The 25,627-nt window shown below is 65.8% G+C and carries 25 protein-coding genes and 1 pseudogene; 16 read left to right on the top strand and 10 right to left on the bottom strand.

All coding sequences use genetic code 11. The features are described 5' to 3' along the window. Window positions 1-50: 50 nt before the first annotated feature. Both ACIBO2_RS01100 and ACIBO2_RS01095 read right to left on the bottom strand, forming a co-directional pair. Complete coding sequence (locus ACIBO2_RS01100; protein ID WP_358550765.1) at window positions 51-674, bottom strand: DUF5941 domain-containing protein; 624 nt, start codon at window positions 672-674, stop codon at window positions 51-53. Then, a complete protein-coding gene (locus ACIBO2_RS01095; RefSeq protein ID WP_358550763.1) occupies window positions 671-2,134 on the bottom strand; it encodes a CDP-alcohol phosphatidyltransferase family protein in 1,464 nt (487 codons plus the stop codon). The genes ACIBO2_RS01100 and ACIBO2_RS01095 overlap by 4 nt, the downstream gene beginning before the upstream one ends. A 95-nt stretch (window positions 2,135-2,229) precedes the next feature. Between ACIBO2_RS01095 and ACIBO2_RS01090 the strand changes: the two genes are divergently transcribed. Then, a complete protein-coding gene (locus ACIBO2_RS01090; RefSeq protein ID WP_358550761.1) occupies window positions 2,230-3,621 on the top strand; it encodes a bifunctional cytidylyltransferase/SDR family oxidoreductase in 1,392 nt (463 codons plus the stop codon). Between the two features lie 38 nt (window positions 3,622-3,659). Here the strand turns inward: ACIBO2_RS01090 and ACIBO2_RS01085 are convergent, their stop codons facing one another. Further along, entirely contained in the window at window positions 3,660-4,676 is a 1,017-nt protein-coding gene (locus tag ACIBO2_RS01085) for a glycosyltransferase family 2 protein (protein ID WP_358550759.1), read from the bottom strand. A 69-nt stretch (window positions 4,677-4,745) separates the two neighbouring features. Between ACIBO2_RS01085 and ACIBO2_RS01080 the strand changes: the two genes are divergently transcribed. The 4 genes from ACIBO2_RS01080 (at window position 4,746) to ACIBO2_RS01065 (ending at window position 8,315) form a co-directional block, all read left to right on the top strand. After that, window positions 4,746-6,188, top strand: a complete 1,443-nt coding sequence (locus ACIBO2_RS01080) for an LCP family protein (RefSeq protein ID WP_358550757.1) — start codon at window positions 4,746-4,748, stop codon at window positions 6,186-6,188. A gap of 34 nt (window positions 6,189-6,222) precedes the next feature. Next, window positions 6,223-6,570, top strand: a complete 348-nt coding sequence (locus tag ACIBO2_RS01075; RefSeq protein ID WP_358550946.1) for an STAS domain-containing protein — start codon at window positions 6,223-6,225, stop codon at window positions 6,568-6,570. A 72-nt stretch (window positions 6,571-6,642) separates the two neighbouring features. Further along, window positions 6,643-7,479, top strand: a complete 837-nt coding sequence (locus ACIBO2_RS01070) for a GNAT family N-acetyltransferase (RefSeq protein WP_358550755.1) — start codon at window positions 6,643-6,645, stop codon at window positions 7,477-7,479. Next, the gene (locus ACIBO2_RS01065) at window positions 7,476-8,315 is read left to right on the top strand and encodes an LLM class flavin-dependent oxidoreductase (protein WP_358550753.1); all 840 of its coding nucleotides are present in this window, start codon (window positions 7,476-7,478) and stop codon (window positions 8,313-8,315) included. Before ACIBO2_RS01070 ends, ACIBO2_RS01065 begins: the two co-directional genes overlap by 4 nt. A gap of 43 nt (window positions 8,316-8,358) precedes the next feature. On the opposite strand, the gene ACIBO2_RS01060 is transcribed toward ACIBO2_RS01065, so the two are convergent. Beyond that, complete coding sequence (locus ACIBO2_RS01060; protein ID WP_397294713.1) at window positions 8,359-9,231, bottom strand: hypothetical protein; 873 nt, start codon at window positions 9,229-9,231, stop codon at window positions 8,359-8,361. Between the two features lie 114 nt (window positions 9,232-9,345). On the opposite strand from ACIBO2_RS01060, the gene ACIBO2_RS01055 reads away from it, so the two are divergent. The 4 genes from ACIBO2_RS01055 (at window position 9,346) to ACIBO2_RS01040 (ending at window position 12,481) form a co-directional block, all read left to right on the top strand. Beyond that, entirely contained in the window at window positions 9,346-10,104 is a 759-nt protein-coding gene (locus ACIBO2_RS01055) for a hypothetical protein (RefSeq protein WP_397294711.1), read from the top strand. Window positions 10,105-10,133: 29 nt separating this feature from the next. Beyond that, entirely contained in the window at window positions 10,134-10,385 is a 252-nt protein-coding gene (locus ACIBO2_RS01050) for a hypothetical protein (RefSeq protein WP_397294709.1), read from the top strand. Window positions 10,386-10,615: 230 nt separating this feature from the next. Beyond that, window positions 10,616-11,320 (top strand): TetR/AcrR family transcriptional regulator, encoded by a 705-nt coding sequence (locus ACIBO2_RS01045; protein WP_397294707.1) that lies wholly within the window; start codon window positions 10,616-10,618, stop codon window positions 11,318-11,320. A 9-nt stretch (window positions 11,321-11,329) separates the two neighbouring features. Then, window positions 11,330-12,481, top strand: coding sequence for an NAD(P)/FAD-dependent oxidoreductase (locus tag ACIBO2_RS01040; protein WP_358550745.1), 1,152 nt, complete (start codon window positions 11,330-11,332; stop codon window positions 12,479-12,481). Between the two features lie 164 nt (window positions 12,482-12,645). Here ACIBO2_RS01040 and ACIBO2_RS01035 read toward each other — a convergent pair whose 3' ends face one another. Further along, complete coding sequence (locus ACIBO2_RS01035; protein WP_358550743.1) at window positions 12,646-13,056, bottom strand: hypothetical protein; 411 nt, start codon at window positions 13,054-13,056, stop codon at window positions 12,646-12,648. Window positions 13,057-13,287: 231 nt separating this feature from the next. Between ACIBO2_RS01035 and ACIBO2_RS01030 the strand changes: the two genes are divergently transcribed. After that, window positions 13,288-13,755: a hypothetical protein gene (locus tag ACIBO2_RS01030; protein WP_358550741.1), complete on the top strand. Its 468-nt coding sequence runs from the start codon at window positions 13,288-13,290 to the stop codon at window positions 13,753-13,755. Between the two features lie 184 nt (window positions 13,756-13,939). Here ACIBO2_RS01030 and ACIBO2_RS01025 read toward each other — a convergent pair whose 3' ends face one another. Beyond that, window positions 13,940-14,563: an AAA family ATPase gene (locus ACIBO2_RS01025; protein WP_397294704.1), complete on the bottom strand. Its 624-nt coding sequence runs from the start codon at window positions 14,561-14,563 to the stop codon at window positions 13,940-13,942. A gap of 149 nt (window positions 14,564-14,712) precedes the next feature. On the opposite strand from ACIBO2_RS01025, the gene ACIBO2_RS01020 reads away from it, so the two are divergent. The 4 genes from ACIBO2_RS01020 to ACIBO2_RS01005 all read left to right on the top strand — a co-directional run bounded on the left by ACIBO2_RS01020 (window position 14,713) and on the right by ACIBO2_RS01005 (window position 17,660). Then, on the top strand, window positions 14,713-15,279 hold the full coding sequence (locus ACIBO2_RS01020) for an RNA polymerase sigma factor (RefSeq protein WP_397294702.1): 567 nt from the start codon (window positions 14,713-14,715) through the stop codon (window positions 15,277-15,279). Further along, a complete protein-coding gene (locus ACIBO2_RS01015; RefSeq protein ID WP_397294700.1) occupies window positions 15,276-16,235 on the top strand; it encodes a hypothetical protein in 960 nt (319 codons plus the stop codon). The genes ACIBO2_RS01020 and ACIBO2_RS01015 overlap by 4 nt, the downstream gene beginning before the upstream one ends. Window positions 16,236-16,305: 70 nt before the next feature. Further along, window positions 16,306-16,647, top strand: a complete 342-nt coding sequence (locus ACIBO2_RS01010) for a metalloregulator ArsR/SmtB family transcription factor (RefSeq protein ID WP_358550733.1) — start codon at window positions 16,306-16,308, stop codon at window positions 16,645-16,647. 122 nt (window positions 16,648-16,769) lie between these two features. Next, the gene (locus ACIBO2_RS01005) at window positions 16,770-17,660 is read left to right on the top strand and encodes a TIGR03620 family F420-dependent LLM class oxidoreductase (protein WP_358550731.1); all 891 of its coding nucleotides are present in this window, start codon (window positions 16,770-16,772) and stop codon (window positions 17,658-17,660) included. On the opposite strand, the gene ACIBO2_RS01000 is transcribed toward ACIBO2_RS01005, so the two are convergent. Continuing rightward, window positions 17,657-18,550 carry an MBL fold metallo-hydrolase gene (locus ACIBO2_RS01000; protein WP_397294698.1) on the bottom strand — a complete coding sequence of 298 codons (894 nt, stop codon included), beginning with the start codon at window positions 18,548-18,550 and terminating at the stop codon, window positions 17,657-17,659. The two genes, ACIBO2_RS01005 and ACIBO2_RS01000, sit on opposite strands and share 4 nt — an antisense overlap. Window positions 18,551-18,662: 112 nt before the next feature. Here ACIBO2_RS01000 and ACIBO2_RS00995 point away from each other — a divergent pair, with 112 nt between their 5' ends. Then, window positions 18,663-19,526, top strand: coding sequence for a LysR family transcriptional regulator (locus ACIBO2_RS00995; protein WP_397294696.1), 864 nt, complete (start codon window positions 18,663-18,665; stop codon window positions 19,524-19,526). A 136-nt stretch (window positions 19,527-19,662) separates the two neighbouring features. Here the strand turns inward: ACIBO2_RS00995 and ACIBO2_RS00990 are convergent, their stop codons facing one another. After that, window positions 19,663-20,529: a permease-like cell division protein FtsX gene (locus tag ACIBO2_RS00990; protein WP_397294694.1), complete on the bottom strand. Its 867-nt coding sequence runs from the start codon at window positions 20,527-20,529 to the stop codon at window positions 19,663-19,665. A 451-nt stretch (window positions 20,530-20,980) separates the two neighbouring features. Between ACIBO2_RS00990 and ACIBO2_RS00985 the strand changes: the two are divergent. Beyond that, a pseudogene (locus ACIBO2_RS00985) lies at window positions 20,981-22,356 on the top strand (IS1380 family transposase). A gap of 227 nt (window positions 22,357-22,583) precedes the next feature. Here the strand turns inward: ACIBO2_RS00985 and ACIBO2_RS00980 are convergent. Both ACIBO2_RS00980 and ACIBO2_RS00975 read right to left on the bottom strand, forming a co-directional pair. Beyond that, window positions 22,584-23,156, bottom strand: a complete 573-nt coding sequence (locus ACIBO2_RS00980) for a restriction endonuclease (protein WP_397294692.1) — start codon at window positions 23,154-23,156, stop codon at window positions 22,584-22,586. A 62-nt stretch (window positions 23,157-23,218) separates the two neighbouring features. Then, a complete protein-coding gene (locus tag ACIBO2_RS00975) occupies window positions 23,219-25,462 on the bottom strand; it encodes a caspase family protein (RefSeq protein ID WP_397294690.1) in 2,244 nt (747 codons plus the stop codon). Window positions 25,463-25,627 lie beyond the last annotated feature (165 nt).

Here is a 25,627-nt window from a genome sequence, read left to right as displayed (position 1 = left end):
GTAGGACCCAAAGGTTAGTTGGCTTTTGGCCCTCACCGGGTAATCGACCGTTAGTCTCGCGTTTCCGTGGCGGTCGCGGCCACCCCTGAGGGAGAGGTGGCGAGCCAGCAGGTGAGGCTCTCCCACCCGAACAGGGCCCACAGATATACGGCGAGCAGCACGAACCCGCCGGTCACCACGCCCACGATCGCCGCCAGCGAGATCACGATCATCCGCCCCTCCCAGCCCAGCCCGTACGTGCTCAGCCACGGCGGCGGATAGGCGCGCTGACGCAGGCGATAGATCAGGTCGTAGTGGTGGAAGGCCAGCGCGCCGAGCAGCACGAAGATCAGCACCGGCGGCACGTCGTGGGCGAAGCCGCAGGCCGCGATGAAGGTGTATTCGATCAACCGCAGGATCGGCGGTACCAGCCAGTCGATGCGGCCGTCATGCGGATGGGAGCTGCCCGGCCCGGCCAGCAGCAGTGTCACGGCCGGCGCGAAGACCGCCAGCCCGTCGGACCCCGCCACGCCGATCAGCAGCAGCACGCCGATCACGAACGCCCCGGCGATCAGCGGGGGCAGCGGCGGGAGCTGCCCGGACACGAGCGCGCCCATGCCGCGCGACAGCGGCCCGTCGTCGCGGTAGGCCACGACGTTGCTGCTCGGCACGGGCGTCATCTGCACCGAGGTCATCGCGCGGACCTCGCGATCCGGCCGAGGAGCAGGTAGAGGGTCGCCACGCCGCCCCAGCCGAGGAGCACGACGAAGGTGACCCGGGCGTTGTACACGCCGGCGGTGATCGCGATCAGCGCCATCCGCTCCCCGATCGGCAACACGATCGCTTTCTTCATCCACCGGAGGACCTTCTCTCGCTCCATGCGGTGCGCCAGGCGGAGAACTCCCGGCTTGGGTACGCCGTGGTGCTCTCCCTCGGCCGAGTTGAGCAGCGAGCTCACCGGCTTGGCGCCCAGGGCGCCGGCCCGGTTCGCGTCGGCCACACTGGCCCCGAAGGAGTAGTTGATCGAATGCCGTACCGTCTGCAGGATCATCGCGGCGACGGCGAGATACCAGATGCCGTCCGGGCCGCCCTCGCTCAACGGCAGCCCGGCGGCGTAGCCGAAGGCGAGCCCCACATAGACGACATACTCCTTCAGCCGGTCGGCCATGCTGTCGAGCCACGCGCCCAGCGGCGTGAAGGCGCGGGTGTAGCGGGCCAGCTGGCCGTCGAGGCAGTCGCAGGCGAACGACAGGTAGAGCAGCCCGGCCCCGGCGAGCTGCGCCCCGCGGTTGCCCGCCCCGAACCAGACCGCCGACAGCACGGCCAGGCCGATCGAGATGCCGGTAACGGCGTTGGGCGTGAGCTTCAGCCGGGCGGCAGGGCGGATGAGATGGCGGGTCCAGGACGAGACGAGGTAAGTGCTGACGAAGCCGTCGTCCGCCTTGACCGAGGTGTCGAGGCGGACCTGGGACTCGTCGACGTCGGCGAGCCTGCTGACCGCGGTGTCCGCCGAGACCTGGCCGGTCACCCGGTCGCAGTGGAGCTGCCCGATCCCGGCGGCGCGTACCTTCACCCCCGATCTGACCAGGCCCACCAGCAGCAGGTCGACCGCCTCGACGGTGGTGACCGGGCCGAGCTTGCCGGTCTCGGCCAGGTCGGCCAGCTCCTCGGCGACGTCGGCCAGCGCGATCAGGTCGGCCTGACCGGCCTGGAGCACGCCGCGGAAGGTGGCGTTGGCCTCGGGCACGAGGTGGAAGGAGCTGCCGGCCGCGACGATCTTGCCGCCCTCGACCCGCACCGGCGGCCGCATCGGCGCCGCGGTGGCGTCGTAGGAGACCAGGGCGCTCGTGTCGCGCTTGGGGTGCTCCAGGAGCAGCGAGAGTGCCTCGGTGTGGGTGACGAGGTCGGCGGGCAGCACGACCAGGGTCCCCGGCGCGGCGCGCGCGAGCTTGGCCACGCCGCGCAGGTCGGTGCTGAGGCCGCCGAGCCCGTCGTTCGGCGACACCACCTGGACGTCGAGGACGGACAGCTCGGCCAGCTGGCCGTTGAGCCGGTCGAGCAGTGTGCCGTCGGCACAGGACAGTCTGCAGGCGGGCGTCGTGGCGAGCAGCACCACCGAGGTGGTCGTGCTCTCGCGGGTCAGTGAATCGGTCACGGCGCAGGTCTCCTCCCGGTCGCGAGGGAGTGCGTGGACACAGCGTAGCGACAGGGCAACGCGATATCACGGAACCGGACCGTTACGCTCCCCCTATGGAATCTCGGCTGCGCTCGGTAGGGGTGGTCCTGGCAGGTGGCGTGGGTCAGCGTGTCGGGCTCAACACCCCCAAGCAGCTCATCAAGATCGCCGGTAGGACGATCCTGGAGCACACGCTCGCCCTGTTCAACGGCTCGCCGGACATCGACGAGGTCGTGGTGCTGATGGCTCCCGGCTACGCCGACACGGTCAAGGAGATCGTGGAAAGGGGCGGTTTCGACAAGGTCAGCCAGATCGTCGAGGGCGGTGCGAGCCGCCCTGAGAGCACGTGGCGCGCGCTCAAGGCCCTGGGCCCGAGGGAGTGCAACGTACTCCTGCACGACGCTGTACGGCCCCTCCTGGAGCCCCGGATCATCACGGAGTGTGTCAGGGCCCTGCAGACGCATTCGGCCGTGGGCGTGGCGATCCCGAGCTCCGACACCGTCGTGGTGGCCGCCTCCGGACCCCATGGCGAGACCATCCACGACATTCCCGACCGATCCCGGCTGCGGCGCGTCCAGACGCCGCAGTGCTTCCGCCTGTCGCTGATCCGCGAGGCGTACGAGCGGGCCTTCGCCGACCCCGACTTCGACCGGCGGCCGGCCACCGACGACTGCGGCGTGCTGCTGCGCTACCTGCCCGATGTCCCGATCCACATCGTGCCGGGCAGCGAGAGCAACATGAAGATCACCCATCCGGTCGACGTGTACATCGCCGACAAGCTCCTCCAGCTGGCCGCCACGAGCGCGCCCGTTCCCGACCCGAGGGACTACCGGGAGGCGCTCGACGGCCGGACCATGGTGGTCTTCGGCGGCGGCTCCGGCGTCGGCGCCGACGTCGTCGAGCTGGCCACCGGCCACGGCGCCCGCGTGCACTCCTTCTCGCGCACCCACAACGGCGTGCGGGTGGAGGACTACGACCAGGTGGCCAAGGCGCTGGCGCAGGTGGGCCGGATCGACTACGTGGTCAACACCGCGGACGTGCTGCACGTGGGCAAACTCGCCGAGGTCACCGACGAGACCATCGCCGAGACGGTGGGCGTCAACTACCTGGGCCCGGTCAACGTGGCCCGTGCCGCCTACCCGTACCTGCGCGAGAGCGCGGGCCGACTGCTGCTCTACACCTCTTCCAGCTACACCAGGGGACGGGCCGACTACAGCCTCTACTCCTCGACGAAGGCCGCCGTCGTCAACCTCACGCAGGCGCTCGCCGACGAATGGGCCCCCGACGGCATCCGGGTCAACTGCGTCAACCCCGAGCGCACCGGCACGCCCACGCGCGAGCGCGCGTTCGGCGAAGAGCCTCCGCACACCCTGCTCTCACCGCGTGCGGTTGCCCAGACCTCGCTGGACGTCCTCATCTCCGACCTGACCGGGCAAGTGATAGACGTGCGCCTGAACGACGCGTGACCCGCTCAGGCCGGAGTTTCCGGAAGGGCCGGCCAGGTTCAGCGCGATGGTCGAGCGAGTCTGCGCGGGCTCGTGAGGAAGCCCCAGCCCCAGGACATGTGCATGGCGGCGTACACGATCGGCAGTCTGGCCTTCACCGCCCCCGGCAGCCCGCTGCCGGTCAGGACGGACCCGGCCACGATCGCGACGGCGTAGCCGCCGGGCGCGATCAGCGCGAGGGGGAAGAACGGCGAGACGAGCAGGCCGAGCACGATCGCCAGCACCGCGGCGGGGGGCGCCAGGTAGCGCAGGTTGATCGTGCCCTCGTGGGTGCGCGAGACCACCCGGCGCCAGCGCCCGTAGTGGAAGTACTGCTTGGCCAGCGCCTTCACATTGGGACGGGGGCGGTAGGAGACCCGCATGCGCGGCTGGAACCAGACCAGCCCGCCGGTCTGGCGGATGCGGTGGTTCATCTCCCAGTCCTGGGCCCGCTGGAAGTGCTCGTCGTAGCCGCCGACCCGGTCGAGCGCCGCGCGCCTGAACACCCCCAGGTAGACGGTGTCGGCGGGGCCCGCCGTGCCGCCCACGTGGAAGGCGGCCGCGCCCACGCCGATCTTGGAGGTCATCGCGCACGCGACGGCCTTCTCGAACGGCGTGATGCCCTCGGCCGCCATGACACCGCCGACGTTGTCGGCGCCGGTCTCCCTCAGCGTCTCCACGGCGACGCGCAGGTAGTCGGAGGGCAGCATGGCGTGCCCGTCGACCCTGGCGATGATGCCGTTGCGGGAGGCGCCGATGGCGGCGTTGAGCGCGTTGGGCGTGCGACCTGTGGGGTTGGGCACCACGGTCACCCGCCGGTCGGCCGCCGCGATGGCGTCGGCGACCTCTTGGGTACGGTCATGTGAGGGCCCCACGGCGAGAACGACTTCGATCTCACCTGGGTAGCTCTGGGCGAGGACCATATCTACGGCCTCGCGTAGATGCCGCTCCTCATTGAGGACCGGCATGACGACGGAGATGGGCGGCCAGCCGTGCGTCTCCGCTGGCGCGTGCGGCGAGTCGGGGAACTGCTTCATGGCGGGGCTCACGCTACTGTACGAGCAGGGGAGGACGGCAATCCCGCGGTGGCACGAGGGGGGCAGGGCATGCGCGACCCGGGCGAGGAGGACGCTGGAGTGCACGTGGGCGGCGACGCCTACGGCGGCGTCAAGCTCGTGGGCAGGCGCACGCGCAGGCCGCTCAAGAGCGCCAAGGCCCGGCGCCGGAATCTGATCCTCTCGGGTGTGCTGTCCGTGGGCGTCCTGGCCGGCACCGGCGTGGTGTGGGCGACACCGAAGCGGATCGGCACGGTCGACGCGGGCGTGACCGAGGCGGCCCCCCGCGGCGCCATGAACATCCTGCTCGTCGGCGTCGACAAGCGCGACGACCTCACCCGAAAGCAGCAGAACGAGCTCAAGCTGGGCCGCGAGTCGGGCCAGCGCACCGACACCATGATGGTGATCCACCTGTCGGAGGACCACAGCAGGGTCACCGTGGTGAGCCTGCCGCGCGACACCTGGCTGACCATCCCCGGCAAGGGCGATCACAAGATCAACTCGGCTTACCAGTTCGGCGGCCCCAAGCTCGCCCGCCAGACCGTCGAGCAGGCCACCGGGCTGCGGATCAACCGCTACATCGAGGTCAACGTCCTCGGCTTCATCAACGTGGTCGACTCCCTCGGCGGCGTCACCGTCTGCACGCCCGTGCCGATCAAGGACCCCAAGGCCGGGCTCGACCTCGCGGCCGGCACCCACGAGCTGAAGGGCGTACAGGCGCTCGGCTACGCCCGCACTCGCGCCACCGCCCGCTCCGACCTCGACCGCATCGACCGGCAGCAGCAGGTCATCTCGGCGCTGCTGAACCGCGCGCTCAGCGCCAGCACACTGGCGAACCCGGCCCGGCTCAACTCGTTCGTCAACTCCACGCTGAGCACGATCAAGGTCGATCCCGACGACGACCTGATCGGGCTGGCCACCCAGCTCAGGGACGTCTCGCTGGACAACGTGAAGTTCGCCGACGTGCCGCTGGCCAACGTGGACTTCAAGGCGCCGACCGGGGAGTCGGCGGTGCTCTGGGACAAGCAGGCCTCCCGTGACCTGTTCGCCAAGATCAAGGCCGACGAGGACCTGTCCAAGCCCAGCCCCAGCCCCAGCTCGTCCGCCTCGTCGTCTGCCAAACCCACCATTCCGCCGGATCGGATCGCGCTCAAGGTGCTCAACGGCACGCTCATCACCGGCCTCGGCGCCCGCACCAAGACGGCGCTGGTCGCCGCCGGGTTCCACGTCTCCGGCACGCCGGGCAACACCAAGCGCAAGGACTACAAGAAGACGGTCGTACGTTATGGGCCCGGTCGCGAGGACTCCGCCCGCACGGTCGCCGCGGCCATCCCCGGCGCCGATCTCGTCCAGATGGACGAGGACGGCATCGAGGTGATCGTCGGCAGCGACCAGCCGAAGATCGGTAAAGTGAAGACCTCGACCACCCCAAGCGCCCAGCCCACAACTACGCCTGTAACCAAAACGGCGACCCAGAACATATGTAAGAAATAGGCATATCTGCCAGCCGTTCGGGCACGTGACAGCCATGGTGGTCAGGTCGTGGCGAGAGGAACCGCTCACTGTCTTGCATGCCGTCGGAGATCTCGACGTGGCCGGCGCCCCGCGCCTCCAGGCCGCGCTCGACCAGGTGCTGGCCTCCGCGGACCCCCCGAAACTGGTGCTGGATCTGACCGACGTGCCCTTCTGCGACTCCGTGGGGCTGGGTGTGCTGGTGGCCACCCACAACCACGTGCAGCACGCGCACGGCAGGCTCGTCCTGGTGCTCGCCCCGGGCATGATCAGTCATCTGCTGACGATCACGAACCTCGACCGGCACTTCGAGACCTGCTCATCGCTGCTGGAGGCACGGGCGGCGCTCGGGGCGGCGGCCTGAGATCGAGCGATGTGTGCTAAAGGATGTTCATGACATTCGGCGCGCATCTTCCAGCGGTCTCGTAGGGAGCCATTGACCTTGTTCGATCAGTTCCCCGAGCCTGCCCGCAGTCAACTGGCCACGGCCTTCGACGAGGGCAAGACGCGGCCGGAGTGGTGTTTCACGGATGGCCCGGCGCGGCTGGCGTTCTGGGCGCCCTACCGTGGCGCCGATCCGGTGATCACCTGGCAGTTCGAGCCCGGCCCCGACCCCGACCGCGCCGCCGGCCTGCTGCGCCGCGGCCTGTCGGAGATGGGCCTGAACAAGATCATCCACGACATCTCCCTCAAGCCCGGCCTCACCCCGCTCGTCGACCGAGCCGTCGAACACCAGGCGCTGCTCGGCGCCGGGTTCGCGATGGAGGTCGAGCGGCTCATGCTCGAATGGGCGGCCGGAAGCGACATACCGGTCGATCCGGGCCGGCTGACCTACCGCCCCGCCCGCGGCCTCGACGCCGCCTCCATACTCGACCTGCTGGTACGCATCTCGGAAGGGTCGCTCGACTACGACACGCAGGTGGAGCTGGCCACGGCCGGTGCCGAGCACGAGGCCCAATGGATGTACGACGACCTGGTCAACCGCAAGGGCAAGCCCGATTGGTTCGTCGTCGGCTACGTGGGTGACGACCCGGTGGGGCTGGTGGCGCCGGACGATCATTCCATCGCCTACATCGGCGTGGTGCCGGAGCACCGGGGCCACGGCTACGTCAACGACCTGCTGGCCAAGGGCACCGCGACGCTGGCCGAGACGGGCGTCGAACGTATCGTGGCGGCCACGGACGTGGGCAACACCCCCACGGCCAACGCGTTCCTGCGCGCGGGCTATGCGGAGGTCGGCCGGCTTTTCCGCTATTACTGGAGGAGATCTTGAAACTTGGTGTCATGTTCGACCGCGCCCTGCCGCCGGAGCAGCTGATCCCCTTCGCCAAGGAGCTGGACGGCACGACGGTCGACGACCTGTGGGTGGTGGAGGACCTGGGCTGGACCGGCGCCATCTCCTCGGCCGCCACCGCCCTGGCGGCCACGTCCCGCCTGCGCGTGGGCATCGGCATCACGCCCGCTCCCCTGCGCAACCCGATGCTCCTGGCCATGGAGCTGGCCAACCTGGCCCGCCTCCACCCCGGCCGCCTGGCCGCCGGGATCGGCCACGGCGTACGTGACTGGATGCGCCAGGTGGGCGTCGCGCCCCCGTCACCTCTGGCGCTGCTGGAGGAGACGATCACCTCGGTCCGCAGCCTCCTGCGGGGCGAGACGGTGACCCTGCACGGCCGCTCCGTACACCTGGACGGCGTCTCCCTGGTCCACCCGCCCGCCGAACCGCCTCCGGTCCTGGCCGGCGTCCTCGGCCCCCGCTCCCTCGCCCTGTCGGGCCGGGTGGCGCAGGGCACGATCCTCCCGGAGGGTTTCAGCCCCGAGCAGCTCCCCACCCTCGTGGGCCACATCGGCGCCCCGGCAGACCACGAGGTGGTGACCTTCATCCACCTGTACATCGGCCCCGACGCGCGCGAGGCGACCTGGGACGTCGCCGTGGAACAGGCCGGGTTCCTCAAGGTACGGCCGGAGGAGGTCGTCATGGCCAGGGGCTCCGCCTCGGAGGCCGCCGACGTGGTGCGGCAGATGTGGGCGGCGGGCGCCCAGACGGTGGCGGTACGACCGTTCGGCGCGGATCCGCTGTCACATGTGACGAAGCTCTTGGCGGCCCTGTAGCGCCTATACCGTCAGGGCCTTGGGGCCTGGAGGCTTGGGGACGTCAGCTGTTGTAGCCGCCGCTGCCGAACTCCCCCTCCACCCGCCGCACGATCTCCATGCTCCTGGGCAGGTAGGCGGCGTAGAAGTCCTTGCCGCACTCCAGGTCGTCGAGCGCGGCCTTGATCTCCCTGCTCAGGTACTGCCGGGCGGTGCCCACTGGAATACGCGGCTCGTAGTACTGCCCGGCGGGCAGCCCCTTATCGGGAATGTCATCGTTCAGGGCGATCCGCTTCTTCTGGGCCTCGAACTCCTCGCCACCCCGTTGACTCATGTCCACCGGCCTGAGGGAGGCCACCTGGTGTCCCTTGCCCTTGAGGCAGTCGCCCATGGCCGAGGCCAGGCCGACGAGCTTGGGGTCCGCGTTGAGGTCGCGGTCCAGCCGCTGGGCGATCAGCTCGTTCTCCTGCTTGGCCTGGTCCTCGTCGGAGTTGACGACCTTGCCGGTGACCCGCTGGAGCCCCTGCGATCTGCACGCGTTCAGCGCCTTGCTGTAGGCGACCCGCTGGGCGGGCGACAGTTGGTTCTTGATGCCGAAGTTGGGGCTGTCCGACTCGCGCCAGAGGACACGCTTCTCCCGCTGCTCGGGGTGGACGAAGTCGACGAAGACCCCGAAGCCCTGCTCCGTGCGCTCCTTCTTCATCGCCTCGTAGTCGCCCAGATAGGCCTTGTCGGCATCCTCGGAGATCTTCACCTCCGGGACCCAGGCGACGTACTTGAAGCCGCGCTGCTTCATGCAGTCCGCCACGACTGTCTGGATCTGCCGGGGCTGGTCGGTCTTACCGCCGCTCACGACAGCCGGGGCCACCGGCGGGGCGGCGGCGCAGCCTGCGGCGAGGCCGAGCCCCACGAGTGCCAGAGAGGATCTCTTGATCATGGCATAGCAAGATACACCGTTCAACGAAGTATGTATAGAAGGCGGCCGAACGGCGGATGCCCAATCAGTCGAATGGCCGATGGCGACGCCCGGCTGCCAAGCCACGATCGCCACATGAGGCGAATCACGGCAACACCCAAGGCACCCCTGACCGCCTTAGCGCTGGCGGGGCTGACCGGACTCATCGCACTGACTGGATGTTCAATAGAACTGGACGCCAAAGAGGTACACGCCGCCCAATCCTTCCCCTACAGCGGCCCCCAGCTCACCATCAAGTCCTCACTCGGCGGCCTCCGCATCATGCCCGGCACCGGCGCGACCGTGCAGGTAGAACGCTGGCTCCGCGGCAAGGCGACCAACGAGGGCAACGCGTCGTGGTCCCTGAGGGACGGCACCCTCCGCCTGAGCGCCAACTGCACGGTGGTCTTCGGCGACTGCGGCGCCCGCTACCACGTCAAGGTGCCACCGGGGACGCGCCTCGTCGTCGAGGGGGACGACGACGGCATCATCCTCCAGAACCTCACCCAGGACGTGGACGTCTCGAACGGCGGCTCGATCAAGGCGTACGACACCTCCGGCAAGCTCCGCCTCCTGAGCGACGACGCCACCATCACCGGCGAACGCCTCAAATCCCCCGACGTCCGCGTCCGCTCGAACACCGGCGCCATAGACCTGTCCTTTGCCACACCCCCCTCCAACCTGGACCTCCTGTCCAAGGACGGCCGGGTGACGGCGACCGTACCCGACGGGGCCTACCGGGTCACGACGAAGAGCCAGGACGGACGCGAGCGATCGGAGATCAAGAGCACGGAGAGCGACCGGACCATCGTCGCGAGGAGCGGCACGGGCGACGTACGAATCCTCGCCAAGTAGACCCCCTCCGACCGGCGGCACAGATCGATGTGCTCGCCACCGACGGTGACCGCGTCCGCCTGATCGGTGCGGCAAAGGCGACACTCGCTCGCCGTGGACTCCCCGGCCTCGAACGCCTCGACGCCATCCGCCAGTTGCTGACGCGGGAAGGCCGGGGCACGACCGAGACGGTCATCGCCCTGTTCTCCGCCACCGGATTCACTCCCGACCTCGTCGAGGCAGCGGGCTCTCGCCCCGACACGGTGCTCGTGGATCTGAAGCGGCTGTACGGGCTGAGCTGACCTGATTTCGCGTCGGCCACGATCGGGGCTGCCTCGCGAAATAGCCGGTGCTTCCTCTGAAGCTTGAACAACGCCCAGACATCAGCCCTGGTAGAGGCGGGTTCCTTCGAATTACAGAAGTACGTTTCCCGGAAGTGTACTTCTGTGAGCCGGCCACACCGTCCGGGTGACACACCAACGCCATGCACGAACATGTTCGTTACGAACATGTTCGTGATACCGTGCTCTTCATGAGCACGAACGACAGCGCCCAGCGGCAGCCTCCCCCCAGCCGACGGGAACGCCCGGCCAAACCCGCGTTGACCAGGCAGGGGATCATCGACGCCGCGCTGACGATCATGCGTGACGAGGGCCTGCACAAGGTGACGATGCGCCGTATCGCCACCACCCTCGACACCGGGCCCGCCTCGCTCTACGTCTACGTCCGCAACACCGAGGACCTGCACGCCCAGATCCTCGACGCCCTGCTCGGCTCGATCACGGTGCCCACGCCCGATGCCGGGACCTGGCGCGACCGCCTCAAGGCCCTGCTGAACAGCTACCGCGACGTGCTGTTCCAATATCCGGATATCGCCAGGATGGCGCTCTCCACCCAGCCCAGCGGCCCCAACTACATGGCCCTGGTCGAGGCGGTCCTCTCCGTGCTCGGCGAAGGCGGCGTGACCGGCCGGGCGGCGGCGTGGGGCCTCGATCTCTTGCTGCTGTATCCGACCGCGGCCGCCGTCGAGCACAGCCCGAGATCGGCGGCCCAGGAGGCCGCCAACCTCTCCGCACTGGGCGCGCAGATCGCCGCCGCAGATCCAGCTCGTTACCCGAACATCGCCGGACTCGGCGACGAGCTCATCTCGGGCGACGGGGCCAGCCGCTCCGACTGGGCGTTCCACGTCCTGGTCGACGGCATCCTCGCCGCCATCCCCCGTACCCCTCCCGTATAGGAGCCCAGCATGTCCGCACCTTCCATCGCGATCGTCGGCGCCGGCCTCAGTGGTCTGGTCCTGGCACGCGTCCTGCAGATGCACGGCATCGAGTCCACCGTGTACGAGGGTGAGTCCGCCGCCGATGCCCGCGGCCAGGGTGGCTTCCTCGACATGCACGAGGAGTCCGGCCAGTACGCGCTGCGCGAAGCCGGCCTCTACGAGCAGTTCCGCCGGCTCACCCAACCACAGGGCGAGACCCTGCGCATCCTCGACAAGACGGGCACAGTCTTCATCCACCACGAGCCCGAGGGCGGCTATGGCGGGCGCCCCGAAATCGACCGGGCCGCACTGCGCAACCTGCTCATCGAGTCCCTCGACCCCGGCCGTATCGCCTGGGACCACCGGGTCACCACGGCCCGGCGGCTCGCCGACGGCCGACCCGAGCTGACCTTCGCCAACGGCGGCAGCACCACCGTCGACCTGCTGATCGGCGCGGACGGCACCTGGTCCAAGGTGCGCCCCCTGGTCTCGCCAGCCACCCCGCAATACTGCGGAATCTCCTATCTGGAGCTGCAAATCACCGATGTCACGACACGCCACCCCGAATCGGCCGCTGTCGTCGGTCCCGGCAGCATGTTCGCCCTGTCCGACGACAAGGCCCTGATGGGCCACGGCGGCACCGACATCCACCTGGGCGCCTCACTACGGGTGCCGCAGGACTGGACGACCACCTCCGGCGTCGACTGGTCCGACGCGCCCGCGGCCCGCGAAGCCCTGCTCAAGGAGTTCGCCGGCTGGAGCACCGAACTGACCGACCTCATCCGCAACTGTGACGACACGATCGTCCCGCGACTGATCTACGCCCTGCCGACTGGCCACTCCTGGCCCCGAACCCCCGGCGTGACGCTGGTGGGCGACGCCGCGCATGTGATGTCGCCGTACGCCGGCGAGGGCGCCAACCTCGCCCTGCTCGACGGCGCCGAACTGGCGCTGGCCATCGTCGCCCATGGGGACGACGTGGAGGCCGCGCTGACCCAGTACGAGACGGCCATGTTCCCCCGCGCGACCGCCTCGGCCGAAGGGTCCGCCCAAGGTCTGGACATGTGCTTCGCCCCGGACTCGCCCCGCGCCATAGTCGACTTCTTCGGCAGCGCCGGCGTACCCGTGGAGGAGCACTGAGCCGCTCTCTCCTGGGACCCCTACGCGGCGGCGCGCTGGCCGTAGACATGGGCCGGCTGCCCACGGTCAGCCGTCCTATCCGCCGGTCAACCGGGCACGATCCACCGGGGCGGACATGCGGGCGAGACCGCTTGCGATCGTCAGCGGTCCCGCCCAGGGCATCATCAGCCGCAGTGCACACCAGACAAGAGGCGAGATTCATTCTTGACGCCCGCCTCGACAGTGATGCATTTGCCGGGAGCCGAGACGTACACGGGCCCGGCGTACTGCGGATAATTCCCCGCGTCGACGTCGGCCCACCAGCCAGCACCAGCAACCATGATCTTCACCGACTTCCAGGTGGTGGTCCCCGCCGTGGAGCCGTAGCCGTAGGTGAGGGCGCAGTTCTTGTTCGAGCTGGAGTTGTAGTGGACCTCCAGAGTGCCCACCCTCGTACCGGTCTCCGGGATGGCGTAGACGCCGACCCTGCTGTACCCACTGCCGCAAGGACCGGCCGCATCGGCCGACGTGGCCCCCGCCATCAGCGAGCCAGCGACCATGGCCGTGCTTGCCAGGGCAGCAAGTTTCGTAGGCATCAGTATCCTTCGTCCTTCCGGGTACGCCACTGTTCTCTCGTAAGCCCTATGGGCCTCACCGGCAAGACCGTACTACATTCAACGTAGTATAAACAGAGCTGTTCGCGTTCACGATCGACATAAGCGTGAATGAGCGGCGGTTATGCTTCCGACGTCTCGCATCACTTCTCGTACGCTCGCAGCAAGCCGATTCCGGTACTCCGACGGAGCGGCAACGGACCAGGACGGAGCGTGGAGGCCGCTGTGGCGATGCCCAAGAAGGGATCACGGCTCATCACCGTCGGCGACACCGCCTTCCGCTGGCGAGTCCGACACAAGCCCACCCACCGCCAGGGCGACGACTGGTCTCCTCTCACCTTCACAGTTGAGCGAGCCGAGCAGCCGGGGAACGTTCTTGTGGTGTCCCTCCCCTGCGCCCGGCCGGACAACTGGCAAGGAGAGCGAACAATCACCATCCGCCCCGTCCTCGTCGCCGGGTGTGTCCAGCGAGCCCTCGAACGGGGCTGGAACTCCGGCCAACAGGGCTCGCCATTCACCCTCACCGTTACGGAGGACGAACTGCCCGACCTCCTGGGCGAACCGCCGCAATACCTGATCCCCTTCCTCTGGGGCATGATCCCGGAAGGCGGCGGCATCGAAGACCTCCCCCGATGCACGCAGATCTGGAGCCGAACCGACGAGCAACCTTCTGATCAGTAGCCGAGGACGTGTTCGGCCTGGCCACAGTGACCGGCCCCGCCCGGGGGCACTTCCCGGGGATCAGCGCTGAACCACTTGCCATCGCCCAGGCCCGCCAGAACGCCACCTTCCAAGCACACGGCTTCGAAGCCGCCGCGGCGACCGGGATCGGCGCTGTCGCAGCAGGCATAGCACCCCGGCCTCCTTACCGAGCCAAGAGAGTTGACGTCGACTTCGCGCGCCCCTTCGGTTTCCTCACCGTCGACCGTCGAAGCCGACCGAAGGCCGAGACCACCGGAGGGTCCGCCAGCGCGGCAACGATCAGCTTGGCCACTTCCGCCGACCCCTGGACGGAGGTATCCACCTCCACGTCATAGCAGCCGTGCGCATGGACCGGCTCATCGAGTGGCGGCACCGAGTTCCTGTCGGTTCGTCCCCGCTCACGCCGTTCCACCTCCTCCAGGGGACATCGAATCCCCACGAACAGCACCGGAATCCCCTCAAACAGGGCGAGGTAGTGATCCAGCATCTGCGGTGTGATCACCGCCTCCGAGATCACGTCATGGCCGAGCATCGTGAAATTTCGCAGCATGTGCAGGTAGCCATCGAGCACTCGGCGGAAGAGCACGCCTCCGTGGTCCTGTTGCCAGCATCGGCGCGGGTAGCCACCACGCAGCTCGTCCAGCGACAGGTGAAAGAACGGCTCGGCCAGTTCCTGTCGCAGGGCCTTCGCCACGGTCGTCTTCCCGGCGCTCGGGGTTCCGTTGAGGAAGACCAGTCTCCCAACTCGTTGGGGGGCGGGACCAAGCCTGTGCAGGTGAGGTTCCATGGCTCACGGTAGGACGGCAGTACGCCGATGATCCACCCGTTTTGTCGATGGCCCTGACAGGCGCAACCGCCTTTTTCCTCATGTCTGGAAATGATGGGCCAGTCGCGTACATAGGCATGGTTGTCCGTCAAGTGAGTTGATAAGGAGACTTGCGATGGGAACCGCCCGTGGATGACGAGCGGCTGGCCAGGTTCGAGGCCATCTATAACCGCGCCTATGGCCAGATCACGGCATACGCCGTTCGCCGCTGTGAGTCGCCGCAGGACGCGGCCGACGTGGTGGCGGAGACCTTCACGGTCGCCTGGCGCCGGGTGGACGAGTTACCGGAAGGGGAGGAGGCCACGCTCTGGCTGTACGGGGTGGCGCGCAAGGTGCTGGCCAACCACTACCGAGGTGACAACCGCCGGCGGGCGCGCAGCGTCGAGCTCGATGCCGAGATGGCCGATCTCTACGGTGAGTCCCCGGACAGCGGGGTCGAGCTCGCCGCGATCGGTCAGGTCCTCCAGAGCATGTCCGACGATGACCGGGAGATGCTGTCGCTGGTCGCCTGGGAGAGCCTGGATCGCGAGGAGATCGCGACTGCACTCGGGTTGTCGCGCAATGCCGTACGCATCAGGCTCCATCGCGCCCGAAAGCGCTTCTCCCGGGCGCTCGCCGAGGCGGGTGTCCACTTCACGTCAGAGAGCCGGTTCGTTCCGGCGGAGAGGCCGCTGTGAAGAACATCGACGAGATCGACGCGATGAAGCCACTGGCCAGGATCGAGCCCGGTGGGCAGGGGGGCAGCCCGTCCGGCGCGGGGGCGCGGGCGCTGCTGGCCGCCATCACGTCGGAAGAGCCCAGCGCGCTGCCGGGCAAAATGAGAAAGCCCCGCAAGCTGGCCCTGGGGCTGGTGGCCGTGGTCGCGCTTGCCGCAGGTGTGGTGGTGGGCCCGGTCATGCTGGCAAACGGTTCCGGCGTGCCGACGTCCTACGCCGTGACCAAGACCGCCGACGGGATGGTGACCATCCAGATCCGTGACTTCCATGATGCCGCGGGCCTGCGGAAGCGGCTGCAGGCTCTCGGTGTTCCCGCCATCGTCGACCAGGTTCCGTACGGGCAGATGTGCCGCGAACCGCGCGGCAAGCACGTCCTGGACATTCCCCAAGGTCTGTACAGCCCCCCGAAGAACATTTCCGGCGAAACCAAAGGCTGGCAGATGCGGATCAACACCAAGCTGTTCAGACCTGGCCAGACCTTCGTCTGGACAATCAGCGCCAAAGCGAACGGGGAAAGCAGCCACACCTCCACCTATCTCATGGAGGGCCCGGTGGCGCCCTGCGAACCCGTGCCCGCCCCCATGCCGAAGAGGCACAAGCCGGAATTCGTTATCGCGACTGACAAGGGGCGGTCGCTCGAGGGATTCCGCGTGGATGAGAAGACCGTCGGCGAGGTACTGCCGGAGCTGAAGCGGCGCGGCAAGAAGGTCATCTTCCTGATCATTTCCATCCCGCCCGGGAACCCCGGGGGTTACGGCGAGGAGCGTACGCAGACCAAACCTGTCGGCGACGACTGGATCGTCTGGGAGGCGGAGGAGAACGCCAAGGGCGTGATTCGCCTGCTCGTCACGGACAAACGCTACGACAAGAATCCCGTGTACGGAGGCCCCCGAGACGCCGTCATCCCCACCGATTGACGTAGTGGCCGGGCGAGGACCGCGCCCGGCACTTTCTCGTGGTTTGACCCTATAATCGGCTCGACGACCTATGACGACACACGCCGAACCCTCACAAGACGCCTCCGCGCAGCTGGTTGACGTGTTCAAGGCGCTCGCCAACCCTGTACGGCTCCAGGTGCTCCAGTGGTTGCGCGATCCCGAGCACCATTTCCCGATGGAGCAGGCGATCGCGGATCCGCACGAGGTCGGCGTGTGCGTGAGCCACATCCAGGCCAAGACCGGGCTCGCGCAGTCGACCGTCTCCGCCTACATGGCATCGTTGCAGCGTGCCGGGCTGGTCCGCGCCACTCGCGTCGGGAAGTGGACGCACTACCGGCGCGACGAGGAGCGCATCGCCCGACTCGTCGACGTGCTCGGACGCTCGCTCTGACGACCTCACCAAACGCTCCCTGCGCTGCTACGTTTTGCCTCATATCGACAATATGCGATACTTCGCTGCGTTCCTGGTCATGGTTGAGGCGGTCACGTACCGTCGGATAAGCAGGAGGAGACATGGGCGCGATCGATGGGATGGATCTGGGGCGCTTCGGGGTCTGGACGTTCGACTTCGAGGACCAGCCCGCGAGCATGATGCGAGAGTCCATCCAGGAGCTCGAAGAGCTCGGCTGGCCGGCGTTCTGGATCCCGGAGCGGGACGGACGTGAGGCGATGACGCACGCCGGATTCCTGCTGTCGTGCACCGAACGCATCAACGTCGTCAACGGCATCGCGCGGATCTGGTCCCGCGAGCCGCGATGGACCCGGGGCGCGGCGTTGCTCCTGGCCGACGCCTACCCGGATCGCCACCTGCTCGGCCTCGGCTTCGGGGGCGAGCGGCCCGGGACCAAGCCGCTGCAGGCGATGACCGAATATCTGGACGAAATGGACGCGACAACGAGCGCCAATCCCGCGCCGCGGGCGCCAATGCGACGCCTGCTGGCGGCGTACGGCCCGAAGATGCTGGAAATGGCCCGTGATCGGTCCGAAGGCGCTCACACCTACCACGTGACGGTGCGGCACACGGCGCAGGCGCGGGAGGTGCTGGGCGGCAGCCCGTTCCTCGGCGTCGAGCAGGCGGTGCTCCTGGAAAGCGACCCGGACAAGGCGCGGGCGATCGCCCGCGAGCATCTGCACGTGTACTTCACGACGAAGTACAACATCGCCAAGTTCCTCCGCCTGGGCTACACCGAAGCCGACATCGACGGCGGCCGTGGCAGCGACCGGCTCGTCGACGACCTCGTGTACTGGGGCGACCTCGACACGATCGTCGGCAAGCTGCACCACCACCTGGACGCCGGCGCCGACCACATCGGCATCCAGGTTCTCGGCATCGAACCCGGTCAATCTGCCATGCCGCAGTGGCGGCGACTAGCCGACGCGCTGCTGCCCAAGCGCGCCGCCTAAGCGGTGTGCTCCGAGCACAGGCAGCCGACCCCCTTCTCGATCCACTCCGGGCCGTCCCACTCCGGATGCCGCGCGATCATCAGGGCCGCCACCTCTTCGGCGATCGTCTCCTCGCTCATGGCCGAGTCGCGGCGTACCCAGGTCTCGTCACGCAGCAGCTGCAGATAGTCCCGTACGTCGGCCAGGAGCTGAGGACCGCCCACGTCGCCATGGCCGGGCACCACCACCCGCGGGCTTTCGGCGGCCAGCCGATCCATCACCGCCAGCCAGCGGGTGCCCGACACATCGGTGTCATGCGGCGGGAACCAGGGAAAAATGGCGAACTGCCCAGCCTCCACCAGATCGCCGGTGAACATCACCCCCGCGTCCGGGACCGTGATCACCTGATCGCCTTTACTGTGAGCCCGGCCGGTGGCCCGCAACTCGACCACCCGACCGCCAAGATCCAGGTCATGCTCATGGTCGTAGACGACATCGGGAGTCGCCAATCGGACCCCCTCAAGCCGACGCGCGACCGACTCCCCAAGCCCCTTGAACATCTCGATATAGCCAGGCCCCTTCACCTTCAGGTCCTCGGCCTGCGCCTGGTTGATCAGGAACGTCGCCTCCCCCGCGAACACCTGAGCGCCGAACGCGTGCTCGGGATGAAAATGCGTCGTGGTCAGGTAAAGCCTGCGCCCGTTGGCGAAGTCGGCCGCGAACTTCAGCACGGTTTCGGCGTTCGCCGTACCCATACCGGTATCGACGACAAGGACCGAACGCGTGCCGCCGATGAGACCGATGTTCGGCACCAGCGGCACCCGCCGATTCGGAATCACCACCAGATCACGGGCGAGCTCCTGTACGTCCGTGAGCTGGACAACGGGGTCGGGCAACACAAACTCGGCCATACGGACTCCTCGGAAGCGGCAGATTTCGGTCTCCCCACTCCATCGCGAGACGCTTGGAGGCGTCCAACACCGATTCCGCACGCCCGATGCCGTACGGGTATCGTCGCCGCTGATGGACCTACGCACGCTGCGCTACTTCGTGGCCGTCGCCGAAGAGCTCCACTTCGGCCGCGCCGCCGTACGCCTGCACATGACACAGCCGCCACTGAGCCGGGCCATCAAGCAACTGGAGACCGACCTCGGCGCCGTACTGCTGCACCGATCACCCACCGGAGTCTCGCTCACGCCCGCCGGAACAGCACTCTACGACGAGGCGCGCACCCTGCTGGAGCAGGCCGATCAGGCCCGCACCAGGGTCGCCGCCGCGGCGGGCACGGCCACCATGACGATCGGCACCCTCGCCGACAGCGCCGAACAGGCCGGCACCCAACTCGCCGCCGCCTTTCGCCAGCGCCATCCAGGCTTGAACGTCCGCATCCGCGAAGCCGACTTCACCGATCCGACCACCGGACTGCGTTCCGGCCTCGTCGATGTCGCCCTGACCCGGGCACCGTTCGACGAAACCGGAATCACTACCCATGTCCTGCGCGCCGACCCGGTCGGAGTGGTCCTACGCGCCGACGACCCGCTGGCCGGCCGTGACCGCCTGCGCCTGGACGACCTCGCCGACCGCCGCTGGTTCCAGCTACCCAAAGGTATCGACCCCGTCTGGCGGGCGTTCTGGAGCCATCCCATGGGCCTGGGCCAGGACGGTCCGGTGGTGCGAACCGTCCACGAGTGTCTTCAGGCGGTTCTGTGGAACGGCACGGTTGGGCTGACCACGCTCGCCCACGCCCTTCCGGAGGGTCTCGTCGCGGTTCCGCTGCTCGACATGCCGCCCAGCCGTTTGGTGGTCGCTTGGAACAGCACCGACACCAGCCCGCTCATCCGCTCATTCCGGCAAATCGCCGCCGCTGTCTACCGCCGTGCCAGCTAGTTAGCGACAGTGGCTGTGGTTCTTGACGGGAGCAGCCACCGAGCCGCAGCTAACCGGATGTACTTTTCCCGCGACGGGCGGCCGGCCACTATGGACGCCGCTCAGGGGCTTGTTCCGCCGCTCTTAGCCGCAACTCTTATACCCGAGTTTCTGGAGCCCATATTCCGACCACAGTCGCTCCCTCCGGAACAGGCACCCCAAGTCGTACGCCTGGCTCACCCCCGGTATCCGTGCCAGCCGACGGCTCGGTGAGTCCACGTCGGCCTTGGGCCGCATCGACAGCCGGTAGGACTCCGGCATGTCCCGACATCTTGGTGACCGAGATGAGCTCCTCGTTGTCCGCGTATGTCTTGACGAAGTTCCGGTACGCCGTCCTCTGGTCTTCGAACACGTACGATTCGAGCCCGGGAACCCGCTCGATGGCGGCGACGATCGCCTTCCTCTCTTTGACCGTTACCGCCGACTTGTTCGCCTTGCCCCGGCCATGCAGGCAGGCAGGCATCGGCGAGCCCTTCGCGCATAGAAATACGGAGATTTCCGGCACCAACGGAGCATCGAAGTGATTCTTTGCCTGGTCGACGGCGAGCCCTACCCCTGGCCGCCGGTACGCCAAGAGCGTGATCCGGGTTCGGTCGGCCACTCCCGACACCCGCACACGGAACGACTCCGGCATGTCTTTGGCCCGCACACTCGCCAGCACCTTCTTCCGGCCGGCGAACTCCTGGCGGAAGCTCGCGTACGCCGCGGCCCGGCTCACGAAGCGCACCTCGGTCACCTCAGGCGTGTTCTTCAGGAACGTCTCGACGTCCCGCCTTTGCTTCGCCGTGGCGTACCGCTTGTGACACCCGTACGCGGGCGGCGTACATAGAAAGACAGCGATCTCCCGGTCGTCGCTGACCTTGATCTCCGGGGTCGGCTCCGCCTCGGCGACCACGACCGGCCCGGTCATTCCTGAAAGCGCCACGACGGCCGAGACCGTCAGGCGCCATAACCAGCGCTTCACTGCACTCCTCGTTTGACGATCAGAGGCTCGGAAACGAAGGCCCGCATCATCGCCTCGATCGCGATCCGCGGATGGACGTTCGCTGCCGGCAGTTCCCGACACTGCATAATCGCATCGATCCATTGGTGGCCGACCTGCTAGAGCACGGTGTTGAGTTCGCACGGGTCGCATGATCGTGCCAAACATGCCCCGTGTCACCCCCCGACTGCATCACCGAGCCATCCGATGGCATGCCATTCACCACCCCGGTTCACCACCGGACGACCATGACTGCCACCCGCGCTCTCACCACTCGCCCACGACGGCCTAACCGCCTCGGGCCGACCTAGCCTCGGGCTTTCGCGGTGAATTTTGCCAGGCTTGATCATTTACATAAGAAAGGTGCCTTTGAGCTGGGAGAATAGGGCTTGTCGAAGGTCCTGTCCGCACAAGATCAAGAGGCACTTTTCACGTGCAGACTATCGCGTCCCACCGCAAGATCAGTGTGTCCGCCGATGCTGACGGTCTCCTATCCCACGCAGGCGACCTGCTCCTCACCCGAACGCTGGCCATCACCGGCCTGGACCGAGCACTCTCGCACGAGCTGGAGCGGTGGCGACCCGCCCGCGCCATTCACAACCCGGGCAAGGTCATCGCAGACCTCGCCATCAGCCTCGCCCTGGGCGGTGACTGCCTGGCCGACATCGCGCTGCTGCGCGCTCAGCCCGAACTCTTGGGCCCCGTCGCCTCCGACCCGACCGTCTCCCGCCTGATCACCGACTGGCCATCGACTCAACACGGGCATTGAAAGCTATTCGCGCTGCCCGCGCCACCGCACGAGCACGCGCCTGGACTCTGGCCGGACCCGCCGCACCCGGAGCCGACGGCGAACTGATCCCCCTCGACATCGACGCCACCATCCTCATAGCCCACTCCGACAAGCTACAGGCAGCTCTGACCTGGAAGAAAACCTTCGGCTTCCACTCGATGACAGTCTTCGCCGACCACGGAGAAGGCGGCTCCGGCGAGCCACTGGCCATCGCGCTGCGGCCGGGAAACGCCGGCTCCAACACCGGCAGCCGCCCACATCGCCGCCGCCCACATCGCCCTGGCTCAACTGCCCCGGCACCGTCGTCGTCAAGTGCTGATCCGCACCGACTCCGGCGGCGGCCCCCACGAGTTCCTCACCTGGCTGAGCCGACCAGGCCGCCAGCTCGCCTACTCGATCGGGTTCACCCTCACCGACGACATCCAGCACGCGATCTTGCGCTTGCCGAAGACCGCCTGGACGCCCACCTATGACGCCGATGGCCAGCGCCGGCCCGGTGCCTGGGTAGCCGAGCTCACTGGCCTCCTCGACATGACCTCCCGGCCCAAGGGGATGCGCGTTATCGCCAGCAAGGAGGGCCCGCACCCCGGCGCCCAGCTGCGCTTCACTGACCTCGACGGACACCGCTTTACCTGCTTCGTGACCAACACCCGCCGTGGGCAGCTCGCTGACTTGGAGCTACGCCACCGCCGACGGGCACGCTGTGAGGATCGCATCCGCTGCGCCAAAGACACCGGCCTGACCAACCTGCCACTCCACGACTTCACCCAAAACCAGATCTGGTGCGAACTCGTCGCGTTGGCCTGCGAACTCCTGGCCTGGATGCAGATGCCGCCCTGCACGACACCACCGCGCGCCGCTACTAACCCAAACACCTTCGCCTGCGCCTGTTCGCGGTGGCTGGCCGGCTGATCCGCGGCGGGCGACGACTGCGACTACGCATCGCCGCACGATGGCCCTGGGCTCAAGACATCATCGCCGCTCTCGACCGACAACAAGCGCTCCAGACCCCGACGTGACCAGAGGCCAATCGCCCCGACGAACGAGAAAGGACGCCAGCGGGCCAATGGAACCCCGCACACCCGGCGCGGTCGCTTTCGCGCGACGAGAGCTGCCTCGATCTCGTCGCACAGAGGACCAATGGAGAGCCGAACCATAGGACAATGTGATGTGTTCGAACTATGTGGGTCACATTGCTGTCAGGTCATACATTTATTATACATCTTCACTCTCCTGCAGCTTAGGTTCAGCTCCGATCACGAGAGAGCCCGAGCAGTTTCTCGGAAAGTTGCAGCTCGTCCAATTGTGAAACATATGCCCTACTGGGGGCATAATTCGGTTCGGCGCCATCAAGGATATACCCATCCCATAAGCATGCATCTACACGTGAGGACTGTGGGCGATATGAAAATAAAGGATCATGTCGAGATCTGGATTTGAAAGTGAGAGACGTCTTGGATGCCAAAACCAGAGCAATTCCGTGAGTCTGGGCAAAGATTACGGCGCCAGTTTGATAAGGCGCGGTCGAAAACATAATTGCTTTATGCGCACCGACGCTTTGCTGTTTTTGATGAAGTATCTGCACAAGCTCACGCTTGATTGGATTAAGATGACGCTTTGCTTCTGCGAGGACCAAGAAGGAAAGACCGAAGAGTTGATACCGCACCGTAACGTCGAAATCATAAGTTCCATCCACGCCCCGTATGACTTCGTGCAGAGTGACTCTTAGATCCTCGACGGCGGGGATCATCGTCTGAAAGGTTCGTTGAACGAATTCCTCGAACTCGCCGGGCGTTGTGAGATCAGAACTCAAGTCCACGAAATATCCTCGAAACCACTTCTATTGAACATGCCTCGCTCCGTGTAGCTGGAGAATATTGCCTATGGCGACTGGAGGGTATCGATAGCACTCCTAATTGCCTCACACAGCCGCAGCGCGTCAGTTCGACTCATATTCTTAGGGCGCCATTCAAGAAAGAAGGTGAATGCGCCTTGTCTCCCAGGATGTCGGGTCGCCTGATCTCTAAAGGGAGCCAACGACGCATCAATCCTGCGATTTAGAATCAGTCGCATTCTCTCATTCGACATGTTCTCCATCGCCATACGGGTCGATGGTAGGAAATGGAGAGACAGGATCCGCCCTACTCCGGAACGCAATCTTGGTGCATCCCTCCACTCCGGGGTTATCTCCCAATTGCCAGTTGCGTTAAAGAATGAGCCGAAATGCCCCTCTGGAACTCTACCTGTGATTTGAAACGCTACTTCATTTACGTATTCGTCGGGCTCAAGCTTTTTATCATTGTCCGTGTAAGTGAGCTCCTGTATTACTTCGCTTAAGTAGGCAAGGATAGTCTTGAAGTCGCTGATGCGATCCTCTGGAGCGAACTGAACACAACCTCTATAGAGGTCGACGATGAGCCGGGTAGCCTTTGCCGTGCACGAGCTGAGGAGTCGCCTATGAAGCTTCTCGACATTCGTGTCAATGTTCAAAGGCTCAGGATCGGCATTCATGAAGCAGAAGTACAGCAATTGACCGAAAGAATAGACATCAAGTGAAGGCGTTCTGCTGCGTGCTGCTTTGGGATTGAAAGCTACATACTGCTCCGGCGCAGCGTAATAGACTACACCCATTGCTGTTTTGGTTGCTTTCTGCGTTTGCGTACTGAACCATGCGAGATCGAAGTCGGTCAGGAACGGCTCATAAATACCATCTTCTCGGAGGGAACAGACGATATTCTCGGGCTTTATATCGCGATGAATGACTAGATGCTTATGCGCATCGGCAATAGCATCTGCGGATGCCTGCAAGATGCATAGGATAGAGACGGGGTCCATAAAGGTACCCGGTGCGAGATCACGCAAGTTGTCGCCCTCGACGTAGTCCATTACGAACCCTGGCGGACAGGTACTGTAATCATGAACTTTGACGATACGGTCATGATTCAGCATACGCATGGCGTCATAGCCGTTTTTGAATCTCTTTACTTTCTCACGGTCCGACAGTTCGTTCACGTGATACAGCTTGTACGCCTGCCGCCCGCTTTTTCCGTCGGCTATAAGCCAGACTTTACCGAATCCGCCGCCGCCAATTTCCTTCTCGAGCACACCCCAAGGGGTCCGGATGCCCGGTTCAACTAGACCTAGTTCGGTTTGATAGCGGATTAGGGTATTCTTTGCGCTCCTAAATCCTTCCCTCTGCGAAAGCCCTTGTATCTGCTCTTTGCGGGCGAACCAATCGCTAATTGATTCAAGCCTTCTGCATGCGTCAGCGTAGCCGGAGGCACGCCATGCATCGATAGTGGCACTGCGGAGCCTGTTATATTCTTCGAGATGTACTTGAGCTTCCAGCTCTATCCGCTCATATTCTTGCTCGGGACGTGGTGGCGACAATACTGGTGTTAGTCTGCTACCGAGTATTACCCGACCTGTAACCCGCCCTCCGAAGACAGGATCTTGATACCAAGTGTCAAGGCTGGCCATCTCGCGGGAGACAACTTCATACAAGCTGTGGACGGTGACGTCCCCGGTGTGGTCGGCTGCATAACCCAGAAGTGCTTCGAGAAGGTGGAATGTGAAAATACCATGCCCGAGGTTCGCGGTTTCCCATGCACGTTGATCAGACGCGCATGCCGCGATGACTACAGCGGAGGGATCTGATTGTCTTAGAACGTTATTAATGTCTGTATTAGCTACTCGTCGCGTTGACCTTCCAGCTACTGGCGTGCTAGCTGCCTCCCCTGCATGGCAGCAATCCAGGATGACAACAGTGCTGGTACTTGATCCGGGAGCTGGCTGAAGCAACTGCATCAGCGTGACCAGTGAAATCCCTTCGTCGAACTCTTCATTGTCGAACGTGACAAGAAAAGTTCCGAGGTCGTTGACTGCCCCATGGCCAGCGAAGTAAAAGAGGATCAGGTCTGCCCCCGAGGTCTTCGCATCAACAAGCCAGCGTAATATCGCCTGTCTTGTGACCTGTTGGTCCACAATCGTGGTTACATCGAAGTCGTATTCCGGCTCAGATAGAACTGCTGCAATTTGGTCAGCGTCATGCGCACAGCTATCTAGCTGTTCCCATCGTCCCTCGTATGAGCCGACGCCAGCCACCAAAGCTATCTTTCTGCTCAACAAGCGCTCCTTGCCGTCGATCCCTGCCGTGCGGCAGCTTAGACCAAAAGCCTCTAGTCAACACTGATATGCCGCGTATTCGACCCTTCGCGCGGTTCGGCATGTGGAGTTTGAGACGAATGCGCCTTCTATGCCTTTTCGTGTGCGATCGCGAAGTTTAAGACG

Origin of the sequence: Nonomuraea sp. NPDC050022, from assembly GCF_044460705.1 — a bacterium.
GTDB lineage: Bacteria > Actinomycetota > Actinomycetes > Streptosporangiales > Streptosporangiaceae > Nonomuraea.
Note: the sequence above shows the minus strand (reverse complement) of the source record. Positions and strands in the feature narration are given on the sequence as shown.

Bases quoted from the DNA above. Each gene is read 5' to 3' on its own strand.
- ACIBO2_RS01100 (WP_358550765.1), bottom strand. From the start codon at position 674: ATGACCTCGGTGCAGATGACGCCCGTGCCGAGCAGCAACGTCGTGGCC.
- ACIBO2_RS01090 (WP_358550761.1), top strand. From the start codon at position 2,230: ATGGAATCTCGGCTGCGCTCGGTAGGGGTGGTCCTGGCAGGTGGCGTG.
- ACIBO2_RS01085 (WP_358550759.1), bottom strand. From the start codon at position 4,676: ATGAAGCAGTTCCCCGACTCGCCGCACGCGCCAGCGGAGACGCACGGC.
- ACIBO2_RS01080 (WP_358550757.1), top strand. From the start codon at position 4,746: ATGCGCGACCCGGGCGAGGAGGACGCTGGAGTGCACGTGGGCGGCGAC.
- ACIBO2_RS01075 (WP_358550946.1), top strand. From the start codon at position 6,223: ATGGTGGTCAGGTCGTGGCGAGAGGAACCGCTCACTGTCTTGCATGCC.
- ACIBO2_RS01060 (WP_397294713.1), bottom strand. From the start codon at position 9,231: ATGATCAAGAGATCCTCTCTGGCACTCGTGGGGCTCGGCCTCGCCGCA.
- ACIBO2_RS01055 (WP_397294711.1), top strand. From the start codon at position 9,346: ATGAGGCGAATCACGGCAACACCCAAGGCACCCCTGACCGCCTTAGCG.
- ACIBO2_RS01045 (WP_397294707.1), top strand. From the start codon at position 10,616: ATGAGCACGAACGACAGCGCCCAGCGGCAGCCTCCCCCCAGCCGACGG.
- ACIBO2_RS01040 (WP_358550745.1), top strand. From the start codon at position 11,330: ATGTCCGCACCTTCCATCGCGATCGTCGGCGCCGGCCTCAGTGGTCTG.
- ACIBO2_RS01035 (WP_358550743.1), bottom strand. From the start codon at position 13,056: ATGCCTACGAAACTTGCTGCCCTGGCAAGCACGGCCATGGTCGCTGGC.
- ACIBO2_RS01025 (WP_397294704.1), bottom strand. From the start codon at position 14,563: ATGGAACCTCACCTGCACAGGCTTGGTCCCGCCCCCCAACGAGTTGGG.
- ACIBO2_RS01010 (WP_358550733.1), top strand. From the start codon at position 16,306: ATGACGACACACGCCGAACCCTCACAAGACGCCTCCGCGCAGCTGGTT.
- ACIBO2_RS01005 (WP_358550731.1), top strand. From the start codon at position 16,770: ATGGGCGCGATCGATGGGATGGATCTGGGGCGCTTCGGGGTCTGGACG.
- ACIBO2_RS01000 (WP_397294698.1), bottom strand. From the start codon at position 18,550: ATGGCCGAGTTTGTGTTGCCCGACCCCGTTGTCCAGCTCACGGACGTA.
- ACIBO2_RS00995 (WP_397294696.1), top strand. From the start codon at position 18,663: ATGGACCTACGCACGCTGCGCTACTTCGTGGCCGTCGCCGAAGAGCTC.